The 14,567-nt window shown below is 41.4% G+C and carries 12 protein-coding genes; 10 read left to right on the top strand and 2 right to left on the bottom strand.

Annotated features, from left to right (window positions below; translation table 11 throughout):
• Positions 1–67: 67 nt before the first annotated feature.
• The 5 genes from ABJF11_RS03800 to ABJF11_RS03820 all read left to right on the top strand — a co-directional run bounded on the left by ABJF11_RS03800 (position 68) and on the right by ABJF11_RS03820 (position 7,619).
• Entirely contained in the window at positions 68–2,131 is a 2,064-nt protein-coding gene (locus ABJF11_RS03800; RefSeq protein WP_348118155.1) for a M13 family metallopeptidase, read from the top strand.
• A gap of 48 nt (positions 2,132–2,179) precedes the next feature.
• Positions 2,180–2,302, top strand: coding sequence for a 30S ribosomal protein THX (locus tag ABJF11_RS03805; RefSeq protein ID WP_348118157.1), 123 nt, complete (start codon positions 2,180–2,182; stop codon positions 2,300–2,302).
• An 81-nt stretch (positions 2,303–2,383) separates the two neighbouring features.
• Entirely contained in the window at positions 2,384–3,055 is a 672-nt protein-coding gene (locus ABJF11_RS03810) for a porin family protein (protein WP_348118158.1), read from the top strand.
• 54 nt (positions 3,056–3,109) lie between these two features.
• Positions 3,110–4,171, top strand: coding sequence for an alkane 1-monooxygenase (locus ABJF11_RS03815; protein WP_348118160.1), 1,062 nt, complete (start codon positions 3,110–3,112; stop codon positions 4,169–4,171).
• A gap of 214 nt (positions 4,172–4,385) precedes the next feature.
• Positions 4,386–7,619 carry a leucine-rich repeat protein gene (locus ABJF11_RS03820; RefSeq protein ID WP_348118161.1) on the top strand — a complete coding sequence of 1,078 codons (3,234 nt, stop codon included), beginning with the start codon at positions 4,386–4,388 and terminating at the stop codon, positions 7,617–7,619.
• 120 nt (positions 7,620–7,739) lie between these two features.
• Here the strand turns inward: ABJF11_RS03820 and ABJF11_RS03825 are convergent, their stop codons facing one another.
• Positions 7,740–8,714, bottom strand: a complete 975-nt coding sequence (locus tag ABJF11_RS03825; RefSeq protein WP_348118162.1) for an alpha/beta fold hydrolase — start codon at positions 8,712–8,714, stop codon at positions 7,740–7,742.
• 175 nt (positions 8,715–8,889) lie between these two features.
• On the opposite strand from ABJF11_RS03825, the gene ABJF11_RS03830 reads away from it, so the two are divergent.
• The 5 genes from ABJF11_RS03830 to ABJF11_RS03850 all read left to right on the top strand — a co-directional run bounded on the left by ABJF11_RS03830 (position 8,890) and on the right by ABJF11_RS03850 (position 14,222).
• Positions 8,890–9,840, top strand: a complete 951-nt coding sequence (locus ABJF11_RS03830; RefSeq protein WP_348118163.1) for an ROK family protein — start codon at positions 8,890–8,892, stop codon at positions 9,838–9,840.
• Between the two features lie 51 nt (positions 9,841–9,891).
• Positions 9,892–12,291, top strand: coding sequence for a TonB-dependent receptor (locus ABJF11_RS03835; protein WP_348118165.1), 2,400 nt, complete (start codon positions 9,892–9,894; stop codon positions 12,289–12,291).
• Between the two features lie 9 nt (positions 12,292–12,300).
• Positions 12,301–12,744 (top strand): GNAT family N-acetyltransferase, encoded by a 444-nt coding sequence (locus ABJF11_RS03840; RefSeq protein WP_348118166.1) that lies wholly within the window; start codon positions 12,301–12,303, stop codon positions 12,742–12,744.
• 112 nt (positions 12,745–12,856) lie between these two features.
• The gene (locus tag ABJF11_RS03845) at positions 12,857–13,129 is read left to right on the top strand and encodes a MoaD/ThiS family protein (protein ID WP_348118168.1); all 273 of its coding nucleotides are present in this window, start codon (positions 12,857–12,859) and stop codon (positions 13,127–13,129) included.
• A gap of 19 nt (positions 13,130–13,148) precedes the next feature.
• A complete protein-coding gene (locus ABJF11_RS03850) occupies positions 13,149–14,222 on the top strand; it encodes a sialidase family protein (protein WP_348118170.1) in 1,074 nt (357 codons plus the stop codon).
• 107 nt (positions 14,223–14,329) lie between these two features.
• On the opposite strand, the gene ABJF11_RS03855 is transcribed toward ABJF11_RS03850, so the two are convergent.
• On the bottom strand, positions 14,330–14,536 hold the full coding sequence (locus ABJF11_RS03855) for a hypothetical protein (RefSeq protein WP_348118172.1): 207 nt from the start codon (positions 14,534–14,536) through the stop codon (positions 14,330–14,332).
• Positions 14,537–14,567 lie beyond the last annotated feature (31 nt).

Here is a 14,567-nt window from a genome sequence, read left to right on the forward strand (position 1 = left end):
ACCAGTTAAGTTTTTTTACAGCTTTATTTAATAAGGTTAAAATTCAATTTAGAACTAATTACCACAAATGATGATGAAATTTAAGACTTATGCATGGGGATTCAGCACACTCTGCGCTATCCTTATTGCCGGTTGTGAGCCAGCTAAAGAATCAGGTATGGATGCTCCGGAGGTTCCCGGGCTAGACCTTTCTTTGCGCGACACTACCGCCAAACCTAATGATGATTTTTACAGATATGCCAACGGAGGCTGGTTAGACAAAACTGAAATCCCTGCTGATAGGTCAGCCTGGGGTAGTTTTCATGAGCTATTTGAGTACAACGAAAAGGTACTCAGCTTTGTGCTGGAGGCAGCGACTAAAGGTGAAGTCTATGACGAAAACTCAAACGAGATAAAGGCAGCAAACTTCTATGCTTCAGGTATGGATTCCCTTGGTATCGAGAAAATGGGTACCAAACCGCTCTTGCCGATGCTTTCTAAGATTGACCAATTGCAAAGCAAAGCTGAGCTTGAGTTTGCCCTATCAGAACTACAGATGATTGGTGTTACTCCATTCTTCAATATCTATGTAGGAATTGACGATAAGCAAACCGACACCTACATTATGAATGTAACTCAGTCAGGGTTGGGTCTTCCGGATAGAGATTATTACTTCCGTGAAGACAATACCGGAAAAGATATTATAGCTGGATACAAAGCCTATATAGCTAAGCTATTTGTGCTGGTAGGTGAAGATTCAATAGCAGCAGCAGGAAGAGCAGAAAATATTTTTGCACTGGAGTCTCAGTTAGCTGAAAACTCTATGACTCGATTGGAGCGTAGAAATCCAGAGACGACGTACAACAAAATAGAGCTGAACGAGCTACAGGAGACAAGCGACTGGATCAATTGGAGTACTTTTTTTAGCGGTATCGGAGTTGACGACATCAATGAAGTAAATGTCAATCAGCTAGAATATATCTCACAAATGCCTGAGATCATAGCTGGTGCTGAACTCGCCACAATAAAAGACTATCTAAAACTTAGATTTATCAGCAGTAGCACGGGATATCTGTCTAATGATTTTGTCATGGCCGCTTTTGATTTCTACAACAAGCAGCTTTCGGGACAAGAAGAGATGAGACCAAGAGCCAAGAGAATGGTAAATTCTACCAATGGAAATCTTGGAGACGCACTAAGCAAGCTTTATGTAAATGAAGTGTTCCCACCGGAAGCCAAGGAGAAGTGCTTAGAAATGGTGAATAACATCAAGGCCGCCATGCACAAAAGAATTGATCAATTGACTTGGATGAGTCAATCGACCAAAGAAGAGGCTCACATGAAGCTAGACAAGCTAAAAGTGAAGATTGGATATCCAGACAAGTGGGAAGACTATAGTAGCATTGAAATCACAAAAGACAATTATGTCCAAAACAGGTGGAATGCTAACATTTATTCAAATACTGAAAACTTTGGTAAGCTAGGGCAACCAATAGATCAGGATGAATGGCATATGGCTGCATCTGTGGTCAATGCCTACTACAATCCTCCTGCAAACGAAATTGTGTTCCCTGCAGGAATTTTACAGCCACCGTTCTACAATTACAGAGCCGACGAGGCAGTCAACTACGGCGGTATTGGAGCGGTCATTGGTCATGAAATCACTCACGGATTTGACGACCAGGGCAGAAAGTACAATCATGAAGGCGAGTTGAAAGACTGGTGGACAGAAGAGGATGCTGCTGAATTTGATAGCAGAGCTCAACTCATGGTGGAGCAATACAACGGGTTTACCGTACAGGATACACTCAACGTCAACGGAAAATTGACCCTGGGAGAAAATATTGCAGATCTTGGTGGGATGTTGATCGCATATGACGCACTACAAATGTTCTATGAAAAGAATGGGCGACCAGAAAACATTGATGGGATGACACCTGAGCAAAGATTCTTTATGTCTCAAGCTACCCTTTGGAGAGGCAAATACAGACCGCAGCTGGAGCAGCGATTGCTGATAGGAGATACACACTCACCTGGCAAGTTCAGAGTGAACGGACCTGTCTCAAGTATGACAGCTTTCTATGAAGCTTTCGGGATCACTGAGGGAGACCCGCTTTGGAGATCAGAGAATGAAAGAGTAGATATTTGGTAAATCACTGAATTTAGTTTAGATTTTCCTTTACATCAAAACCACAGAATTATGGGTAAAGGAGACGTTAAAACCCGAAAGGGAAAAATTAGTAAAGGATCTTATGGTGTAAGTAGGCCTCACAAGAAAAAAGTAGAGGTGACACCCAAGCCAAAAGCCAAAAAGAAAAAATAGTCCTGATCTTCAGGACTATTTTTTTATCCATACTACAAAGAGACAGCAATTTTATAATTTAGCGCTTCTATTTAATAGCCGATGAAAAAAGCACTTGTAGTTTTGTACCTACTTCTGGGTCTTGGCCTTTTGCAGCATGCGACAGCCCAGCGCAAAACCTATCTTGGAGTCAAAGGCGGATACAATCTATCTACTGCATATTTTTTTCATTCTTTTTTCGGTTCAGATATTGTCACTGGATTTGAAGGTGGCTTTCAGGGCGGCATCATAGCCATGAATTACCTCAGAAATCACATCGGACTACAAGCAGAATTGCTTTACACGCAGAAAGGTTGGAAACAGAAGTTTAACAATGGTGAACCTGACTTTATCACCGAACTCAACTATATGGAACTGCCGCTACTGGTGAACATCCATACCGGTAAAAATCAACTACACCTTTTTGCAAATGCAGGATGTTTTTTAGAATACCTGATAGAAGTCAAGCAGAGCGCTTTGCCTTCAGATACAGGTAGCCAGGATTTTTATCCATTTGATGAGACCAGAGACCATAAGCTCGGCTATGGTTTTCGTGGTGGGGCAGGGGCCTTCTACGATTTTGATTTTGGTACCCTTCTGTTTGAAAGCAGTGTTTCCTATAGCCTTAGCGATATGATGGATCCTATTACTCTGGACACCGGCATACCCAATACTTCCAAAAATATAGTCATCGGTTTTTCTGTGGCCTATATGTTCTCCTTTGGGGGACTATAGGATTAATCATCCCACCGCTTTATATTTATAGGTGATTCGATCAACAATTCGCCCATGAATATTAGATTTCTTAAATACGCCATAGTCTTCATTATTCCAATTGTCGCATTTTATTCCATCACTTCCAGTGGATGGTGGACCTTCAGTACGGCGATCTTAGTGTACCTACTATTGCCATTATTTGAATTTATATTCAAACCGGATCAGAAGAATCTGGAGAAAGCAGAAGAGGAGCTAATAGCTACAGATAAAGTGTATGATTATTTGCTTTATCTGGTGGTGCCAGTACAATACGCTTTGCTATTCTACTTCGTATCTGTTATTGGGGTAATCGAAAGTACTGCGGTGGAAATGACAGGAAGAATTCTTTCTATGGGCATTACTTGTGGAGCTCTGGGGATAAACGTGGCACACGAACTCGGACATCGCAAAGGCAAGTTCGAACAATTTCTTGCCAAGTCATTGCTGCTTACCTCTTTGTACATGCATTTCAATATAGAGCACAATCGAGGTCATCATAAAAATGTTTCCACCCATGATGACCCATCTTCAGCCAGACGCGGAGAATGGGTATTCTTCTTTTGGATTCGCTCAATAGTGATGGGGTATATTTCCTCATGGAAAATTGAAAGTGAGCGCTTAAAAAAGATCAGCGTTAGCACGATATCCCTTCAGAATGAGATGCTCAGATTTCAGATCATTCAAGTTGCATTTGTTGGGTTGATATATTTCAGTTTTGGATTGATTCCTATGCTGAGTTTTATGGCAGCAGCTTTGATTGGTATCATCCAACTCGAAACGGTCAATTATATTGAGCACTATGGATTGAGCAGAACACAAAAGGAATCTGGACAATACGAACGAGTGCAGCCCTGGCATTCATGGAATTCGAATCACACTTTAGGTCGGCTGTTTTTGTTCGAGCTGTCCCGCCACTCGGACCATCATTTTCTAGCCAGTAGAAAATACCAAATATTACGGCATCATGATCAAAGCCCTCAGATGCCAACAGGTTATCCCGGGATGATGCTACTGTCTATGGTGCCACCGATTTGGTTTATCGTCATGCACAAAAAAATAGCAAGAATAGAGTCACTATCTATAAAACAGAACTGATCGAAGCGCTTTCAAAATAGGGGTATCAATCATCATCATGTCCAAAATGAACTTGCTTAGAGTATACATCTTAATGCGAGTCAAAAACCAACGAAATTAATTATCCGTCCGAATAACAGCCGATGAGATCAAAATGGATCTATTTTCAGGATTAATATGTCCGAATCATATCCATGTTTATTTGCTTCTTTACCCCTCATTTTAAGGTAAGCAAATGACAGAGATAAAAATAAGATTTATTTTGGCGGTAACCTTTCTATCCGTAGCCATTGGATCCTTGCAGGCCCAATATATCCTTACCGATTCAGATGTAGTTGTGGAAGATGGTGAATTGGTTTCTTGTAGCTATGCGGGCACAAACATTATTATTCCATCTTTTTTGGACGGACAAGAGGTTACGTCCATAGGAGATTATGCTTTTGAATCTAACGACCTTATCAGTGTCACGTTCCCTGATGGGTTGATTTCCATAGGTGCTTATGCTTTTTCTGATAACGCCCTCACCAGTGTCACCTTCCCTGAAGGGTTGGTTTTCATAGATTATTTTGCTTTTAGAGGTAATGAACTTACCAGTGTCACCTTCCCTGAAGGTTTGGTTTCCATAGGTAATTATGCTTTTAGTAGTAACGATCTCACCAGTGTCACCTTTCCTGAAGGATTGGCTTACATAGGTTCTAATGCTTTCAATTCCAATAATTTTGATGGTGAAATTCTAACCTCTTTCATTCTTCCCACACCCAGTTTAGGAGGACAGTGGGTGGATGGAAATGATAATTCATACACTGAAGGCGAAATAGTTGAGGACTTAACTACCACATATAGTTATCAAATTTCAATTGACCATACCTTGACAGACGATGAGGTAGTTGTGGAAAATGGGAAAATTCTATTGGTTGCGCTCAAGGCAGTGTATACAAATATTATTATACCCTCTACACTTGATGAGCAACAGGTTACTTCCATAGGTGATGAGGCTTTTTATGATATTAGATTAACCAGTGTCACCTTGCCCGAAAGTTTGATTTCCATAGGCGAATGGGCTTTTTCTGATAACATTCTCACCAGTATCACCTTCCCTGAAGGGTTGGTTTCCATAGGCGAAGAGGCTTTTTCGGGTAACATTCTCACCAGTATCACCTTCCCTGAAGGATTGACTTCCATAGGTAATTATGCTTTTCGCTATAATGATCTCACCAGTGTCACCTTTCCTGAAGGGTTGGCTTCCATAGGCGATTATGCTTTTAGTAATAATGATCTCACTAGTGTCACGTTCCCCGAAAGTCTGGTTTCCCTAGACGATTATGCTTTTTATAATAATGATCTCACTAGTGTTACCTTCCCTGAAGGATTGGTTTCCATAGGCAATAGGGCTTTTGCTTCAAACAATACGCTTACCTCTTTTTCATTACCATCGCCTGACTCGGGTGGGCAGTGGGTGGATGGAGATGATATATTTCATGCTGAAGGTGATGAAGTCACTGTGTTAACTACCTCATATGATTATCAAATCTCGGCAGATCATACCTTGACAGATGATGAAGTAATAGTGGAAAATGGAGTAATCTTATCCGTTGAACTCAATGAATTTTATATTAATATTATTATCCCATCTATTCTGGATGGTCAACAGGTTACTTCTATTGATAATCAGGTCTTCAATTCTAAAAGTATTACCAGTGTGAGCTTCCCTGAAAGCTTAGTTTCTATTGGTTCTTCTGCTTTTGAAGCTAATCACCTGACCAGTGTAAACTTGCCCGAAGGATTGTTTTCTATAGGCGCTAATGCTTTTTTGAATAATACATTCACCTCTTTTTCATTGCCATCACCTGATTCAGGTGGGCAGTGGGTAGATGGAGATGATAGTTCCCATCTTGAAGGTGATCTGGTTAATAATTTAACTACCTCATACGATTATCAAATCTCGACAGCACATACGTTGATAGACGATGAGGTAATAGTGGAAAATGGAGTAATCTTATCCGTTGCACTAAATGGATTTTATATTAATATTATTATTCCATCTATTCTGGATGGGCAACAAATTACTTCGATAAGTGAGTCAGCTTTTCATGAGAGAAGCCTTTCTAGTGTCACTTTTCCCGAAGGTTTAGTCTCTGTTGGAGTTAATGCTTTTAGCTCTAATAACCTACAGAGTGTCACCCTCCCCGAAGGATTGATTTTCATAGGTAAAGGTGCATTTGCCAATAATAGTATTACCAGTATGATATTGCCAGGTGGATATACCACTACTGAGACGCAGACAGCAGAATCCTGGAAGGATAGCAATGGCAATCTTCATGCAGATGGAGCGGAAGTCTCAGATTTTGATCTTGGCTATGAAGTGAATTATATCAATTCCGGTGTTTTGGTTTCAGTGCTTGTGGATGGAGCAACTGATGTGAGTTTTTCTATCAGTGGTGATTACACTGATGTGATTGATGATGTATCTAATTTTACATTTGCTGGTGTAGTAGGTAATGATTATTTGATTACTCCTGAGAAAACAGGTTATTTATTTTCTCCTTCTGAATTGATAGTTAACGATTTATCCAGTACAACACAAGAAATTTTCTATGCTTATGAGAAATTTGACATTAGCTATCACAATGTTTTGGGGGAGAATTCTAATCCTAAGATGTATGCTAAAGTTTCCGCTACAATTGAATTGTCTGATCTGTCCAAAGAAGGATATACATTCGACGGCTGGTATCAGGATGAAGCGCTAACCACGTCAGTAACGGAAATTGCTAATGGCTCCACCGGTGACCTTGATCTCTATGCTGGCTGGGAGGAAATTACTTACGAAATCACCTATCATGACACAGAAGATGCCGGCACAAATCCAGAGAGCTATACGATTAGTACTGCCACGATTGAGTTGTCTGACCCTTCCAAAGAAGGATATACATTCGACGGCTGGTATCTGAATGAAACGCTAACGACGTCAGTAACGGAAATAGCCAAAGGCACTACTGGCGACCTCGATCTTTATGCTGGTTGGGAAGAAATTACCTATGAGATCACTTATCATAACACAGAGGATGTTGGCACAAATCCTGAGAGTTATACGATTAGTACGGCTACAATTGAGTTGTCTGATCCTTCCAAAGAAGGATATACATTCGACGGCTGGTATCTGGATGAAGTGCTAACTAATTCGGTAACGGAAATAGCTAAAGGCTCCACCGGCGACCTCGATCTTTATGCTGGTTGGAATATCATACTAGGAGCCCAGAGTGAGAGCGAGTTCTCAGCGCCATATCTGTATCCCAATCCTGTTAGTCAATTCCTAAAGATAGCCGGTCCGTCAGCAGCGTATAGTGTCATCAATGAATCAGGACAAATCGTGATGCAAGGGGCTGGTCGTGAGTTGGATGTATCCCATCTTCCACAAGGAGTTTACATCTTGCAACACAATGAAACTACTCAAAGATTCATCAAGGAGTAAAGAGGATTTATCTCAGACTACCGATTGCAACCAAATATCCTGTCCGCTTGATGAAACATTTTCGATAAATGGCTATATTATATGATCCTTCTCAATATCGTAGGCAAGATACAGCGGTCTTTATAGTCTCGCATACTTCGATATAAACTCGAGTGCTCGCTGATCCATCCATGAAGTCTTAGCGCCGATTTGGAAAAATCCGACATGGCCACCCGCTCGTGGAGTTTCGAGATGCAAAAAATCATGGTATTTGCAGATTTTGTAAGGATAGCATTTTTCGCCAAGCAATGGATCATTTTTAGCATTTACGATCAAAGACGGCACCCTAATTCCCGCATAGTGCAAATCCGAAGTAGCTGTACGATAAAAATGCCGGCTGTTTCTGAACCCATGCAAAGGAGCCGTATATTTCTCATCAAATTGACCAAATGAAACAATTTTATCGATACCTGCGATATCTACCTCTTTTGGATATTGTTTGTGCTTCTGCTTTACCTTTTTGATCATCTTTTTCAAAAAGCGCTGTTTAAAAAACCAGTTTTCCCTAAAAGTAAGCTGATGTGCACTATCCCACAGATTGCAAGGTACGGAGAAGGTGGCTGCGGCCACCACATGCTTAGGCACACTGGGTCCGTTTTCACCAAGGTATTTCAGCGTGGTGCTACCGCCCATTGAAAACCCGACCAGTACTATTTTTTTGTATTTTCGAGTCGCGATGGCGTGAGTTATGACCAATTCCAAATCATCTGTATCCCCGTGGTGATAAAGCCTTAGGTTTTTGTTGATCTCTCCACTGCAGGAGCGATAGTTCCACGCCAGTACATCATAATCATGCTGATGAAAGTATCTCGCACAGCTTTTTACATAGTGTCTGTTAGAATTCCCTTCCAGACCATGAGAAATAATTACTAATCGTTCATGTCCGGATTTGATCCAGTCCAAGTCGAGAAAATCCTCGTCAGGAGTCTCTATTCGCTCACGTGAGTATTTTACCCCTTTGATTTTTCTAAAGAGGCTTGGGATAATGGTCTGGAGGTAACCATTTTTGAGAACATCCCTCGGACTGCTATAAGATGAGAACTTAATTAACGACATATATCACCTACAATTTATAAAAACTTGTCAAGCTACTGATATAAAATATATCAGCGTCTGAGCAGATTACGAAATGAACTGGTATATTCTGCATTATTTTGGATTAAAAAAGTATACCTTCTTTCCTTTTCTCGTGTTTCATACTCTATTTTTGAATTTGTAAAAAATTAGGACAATGGCAGATTTCGTACTTGGTATTGATATAGGAGGTACAAACACAAAATTTGGACTTGTAGACAAGAAGGGTAAAGTCTCTGAAGAAGGCTCCTTTCCAACGCATGCGAAGGAAAAAATTGAGATTTTTTTGGCTGAGCTCAAAAAAGCTACCCTACCTATATTGGAGAACAAATCAATTGTAGGCGTTGGAGTAGGAGCTCCTAACGTGAATCATTTTGATGGGACCATTCAGCAGGCAGCCAATATTACCTGGGGTGACAACGTACCCTTAAAAAAATTAATTCATGACTTGTTCGACCTGCCAGTAGTGCTGACCAATGATGCTAACGCGGCAGCATTAGGGGAGATGAAATACGGCGGTGCCCAGGGGATGAAAGACTTTGTAGTATTCACCTTAGGCACGGGATTAGGTAGTGGTTTTGTGGTTAATGGTGAAATTGTACATGGCCATAGCGGATTGGCTGGCGAGATAGGGCATGTTAGTGTCAACCCAGATGGCAGATACTGCGGTTGTGGTCGTAGAGGATGCCTTGAGACGTATGTCAGTGCAACCGGTATCAAGAAAACAGTATTTAAAATGATGGCTGATTATACGAGGCCTAGTGTACTGAGAGATGTTAGCTACAATGACATGACGGCAGAGATGATTACCAAAGCCGCCAGAGATCATGACTATATAGCCATCAAGGCATTTGAATATACAGGTCAAATTTTTGGTCAGAAGTTAGCCGACACCGTGGTGCATACTAGTCCTGAAGCAATTTTTCTTTTTGGTGGCCTGGTGAATGCAGGAGATTATCTGCTTGATCCAGCGAATTATTATATGGAAAAGTTCATGTTCAAGCCATTTAAAAAATCAGTAAAACTAATCCCTTCATCCCTTATGGAGAAAAATGCAGCCGTCCTGGGAGCAGCCGCTCTTGGCTGGGAGGAGTTCGATATTAAATGAGTTGACCTTGGCGTAATTTTTGCTGTCAGCCGAGTTGAATTATTTGATATCATGATTGCCAGATTGTCCCATACTACCTTTCTATTATTACTATCTTTTAGCATTTATGCGCAAGTACTGACGATTAGGGATCAGAGCACCAGCAGCCCGATATCAAAAGCATCTGTGCTATTTCAACATTCAAAAAGGAGTCAGCAAAGCGACTCATCTGGCCGTGTGATACTGGATGCTTTGACTATCGACGAAAGCTTGATTGTAGATCACCCGGCATATAAATCCATTTTGATACCAACCATCACCGCTGATACTACCGTTTACCTGACAGAACAGGTAATTGAAATTGGTGAAGTGGTGATTTCTGCCAGCAAATGGGAACAAGATCGTGCCGAAGTACCCAATGAAATATTGATTGTATCCCCGAAGCAGATTGAAAGAAACAATCCACAAACCTCAGCAGACATGCTTCAGCAAAGTGGTCAGGTCTTCGTTCAAAAAAGCCAACTTGGAGGCGGGAGCCCAATGATTCGGGGTTTTTCTGCTAATTCTGTTTTGATTATGCTTGACGGTATTCGTATCAATAATGCGATCTACAGAGGTGGTAATTTACAAAATGTCATCATGCTCGATCCCAATCTCTTATCCGGAGCTGAAGTAGTGTTTGGGCCTAGCTCATCAGTCTATGGAAGCGATGCTCTTGGCGGTGTAATGGATTTTCATACTTTTACCCCAGCGTTTACCGATAGTAAGACCATAGAGTCGCATGGAGCAGGCATGATGAGGTTTTCATCAGCAAACCTGGAGCGTACAGCCCATTTTCATGTCAATGTACAAAACAGTAAATGGAGCAATACACTGGGATTGACCTTTAGTAATTTTGGAGACTTGAGGTCAGGAGGAAACCGCCCCTCCAAGTATCAGGATTTTGGCAAACGAATTGAATACATAGATCAAATCAATGGTCAGGATGTAGTGATCCCCAATGATAAAGTAAATGTACAGCGGTTCTCTGGATATGAGCAGTATAACCTATTGAACAAACTGAGCTATAGATTGTCAAATGGCTCTACACTGACCCATACCTTTTATTTCACCAGCTCATCAGATGTTCCTAGATATGATCGACTGACACAGCGGACAGATGAGGGTGATTTGGAGAATGCGCAGTGGTATTATGGACCACAAAAATTTGTTCTCAATGCACTTACATTCTCTAACTACAGTTCCAATTTTTTCTACGATGGACTCAGAGTGGTACTTTCTAACCAATGGGTAAAAGAAAGCAGAAACGATAGGAAATTCGAATCGACAAGCCTGAGATCAAGAGTAGAACAGGTCGATGTCTATGCACTCAATGTTGACTTTGATAAAAAGATTTCCGATAAAAGCGAACTTTACTATGGGACAGAGCTGGTCTATAACTATGTAGAATCTACGGCACAGCGAAAGGATATTGTAACAGAGGCAATCACTGCGGAGTCTACGCGATATCCAGACGGCGGTAGCAGTTATTTGTCAGCGGCGGCATACGGAAGTTTCAAACATAGATTAAATAAAATAGCCATAATCAGCTCTGGGTTGAGATATACATATGTAGCTCTAAACTCCAAATTTGAGGATAAATCGTTTTTCGACTTTCCCTATGACGAAATCAATTTGAGCAATGGAGCATTGAGTGGTTCTATCGGTGCAGTCATAAGCCCGAAAAAATTTATTAGATGGAATCTTATGTTCTCTACTGGATTTAGGTCACCAAATATTGATGATATAGGAAAAGTTTTTGATTCCGAGCCCGGGAATGTAGTTGTGCCAAATGAAGATTTGGGAGCTGAATTTACTTTTAATTATGAAACAGGGTTGAACCTAAAATTATCAAATCGTATTACCCTAGAAGGGAGTCTGTATTACACTCAATTGCGTGATGCGATGGTTCGAAGATCATTTTTATTCGATGGACAGTCTTCCATCCTGTACGACGGTGTAGATAGTGATGTTGAGGCATTAGTCAATGTAGGTGAGGCTCACATATGGGGCTACTCCGTCGGCTTGGCCGCCAAACTTACTGAGAAGCTCACCCTGACTGGTCGTGTCAACAACAACGACGGTGAAGATGAGATTGAAAACATTCCACTGAGACATACCAATCCAATGTTTGGCAAAATATCTTTGAGCTATGTATCAGAACAGTTTTCGATCGAAGGATATACAGACTTTCAAGCGAAAAGAGAATGGGATGATCTGGCTCCCAGTGAGCAAAACAAAGCCTATTTATATACCCCGGAAGGCGCTCTAGGCTGGTATACCGTCAATATCAGATCCTCATATCATGTAAACGATGGACTGAGTTTCACGGCATCTATAGAAAATATTCTGGACAAACACTACCGACCCTACTCCTCAGGGATCAGTGCACCCGGGATCAATGGTATAATTAGTGCACGGTACGACTTTTAATACAATACTATGTACACGATTAGCAAACTTGATAAAAACGACTATCTGGAACTCATTGAGGTATGGGAAGCTTCTGTTCGTGCTACTCATGATTTTCTTCCCGAAAAACGCCTACTCGAGTTAAAGCCATTGATTTTGGATCAATACTTTGACGCCGTTCAACTTTTTGGAATCAAAGACCAGGGTAGGATTCTTGGGTTTCTAGGTATTCATGAAATTGATATCGAGATGCTTTTTATTCATCCAGATTACAGAAAAAAAGGAGTAGGCAAAACCCTGCTATTACACGCAATCAATGCCTTGAGATGTACACGCGTAGACGTCAATGAGCAAAATCAACAGGCAGTTGAATTTTATCTGTATATGGGCTTTCAGATCGCAGGTAGGTCGCCGCTTGATGGACAAGGCGAACCCTATCCCTTGCTGCATCTCAAGCTAAGTGAAATAATATAATCCAGGACTGTCTTAAATTTTATCTTTCATTCGTCATTTATTAAATTGATGAGTGAATTGCGTAACTGGGAGACCCCATTGCGACCAGGATTTTGAAATTCATAAGACAGATATGCCGACAGTCAAATTCACAGCAAACCTCAAGCGCTTCTATCCTAAGCTGACCGAAGTAGAACTAGAATCCCTTGATCTCAAAGAGATTCTGGATGAATTGGAAAACCTCCACAAGGGGCTTAAGGATTACGTGGTAGATGAGCAAGGCCAGCTACGCAAGCATGTCAATATTTTTGTTGCAGGTGAATTGATCAAAGATCGAGTATCGCTCAGCGATGAAGTAAATCCCGAAGACGAAATTTATATCATGCAGGCCCTTTCGGGAGGCTGACCCTAAAACATAAATCAACATGGAAAACCTACTACTTGGAACCAGAAAAGGACTAATTATTTATGCCAGAGACCAACAGGACTGGAAGTATCATTCTACACAATTTTTGGGTATTCCTGTTTCCCTTACTCTGGTAGATGAGCGTACCAATACCTGGTGGGCTTGTCTTGATCATGGACATTGGGGATGCAAATTGCACAGATCTTCGGACTCTGGAAAGACCTGGCAAGAAATAGAAGCGCCCAAGTTTGAAGAAGGCTTGGAGCTCAAGGAAGGAGTCCCTGCCACTGTGAAATACCTCTGGGCTTTTGCCCATGGTGGTGTGGATAAACCAGGAGTGCTTTACTTAGGGACAGACCCGGGTGCGCTTTTTAAGTCTGAGGACAATGGAGACACCTGGCACCTGGTCGAATCTCTTTGGAATCATCCGTCTCGTGAAAAGTGGTTTGGAGGAGGTAGAGACAATCCCGGTATTCACTCTATTGTAGTAGATCCTCGTGACTCTGATCACATCCATTTAGCTGTCAGTTGTGCCGGCGTATTTGAATCATATGATGCTGGCAAGACTTGGAAATCTTCCAACAAAGGGCTCAAGGCAGATTTCTTACCTGACCCTGATTCTGAAATAGGGCAAGACCCACACCTGTTGGTGGCGTGCCCTTCGAACCCCGACATACTATGGCAACAAAACCATTGCGGTATTTTCATGAGTACAGACGGTGCAGCACATTGGACAGAAGTAAGTGAGACAGACGGCCCGGCTAATTTCGGATTTGCGGTTGCTGTAAAGTCAGATAACCCAAATCAGGCCTGGGTAGTGCCGGGCATCAGTGACGAAATCCGCGTCGCAATAGATCAGGCGCTAGTCGTGTGTCGCACCGATGATAGTGGCAAAACCTGGAAACAACAGCGAAATGGTCTACCACAGTCCAATTGTTATGACATAGTCTATCGCCATTGTTTGGCTATCGACGGCGACACGCTCGTTTTTGGAACCACTACAGGGAATGTTTATTATTCCAACGATCTTGGAGAACATTGGCAGCTGCTGTCTTCAGACCTTCCTATGGTGTACTCTGTGGAGATGGCCTAGTTAAAGAAAATACAAATTTGGGGATCAATTACTTTAAATCAACCTTAACGATATTGATATGCAACTATCTTGATGATATTTGATAGTTCGTATTTGTTTTTGGCTTATTACTTTAGGAATCGGTCAAAATAACTGTCACCAAACCGGTCATTCCATCCAAACCATGATTTTCCCAATGTTTTCCTTCGAATAATATCCACTATAATTCCAAATCCCAAAGCGATCCAAAATAACCATTTATAATCCAAGAAACCGGCAGCTATAAGACCCAGAAGACTCAATTCATGTAGTACAATAAAAGTTTTTCTATTCATGTTTTTCTAATTTTATTCGATGCACTGAATG

It is taken from the genome of Reichenbachiella sp., from assembly GCF_039941815.1.
Taxonomy (GTDB): domain Bacteria; phylum Bacteroidota; class Bacteroidia; order Cytophagales; family Cyclobacteriaceae; genus Reichenbachiella.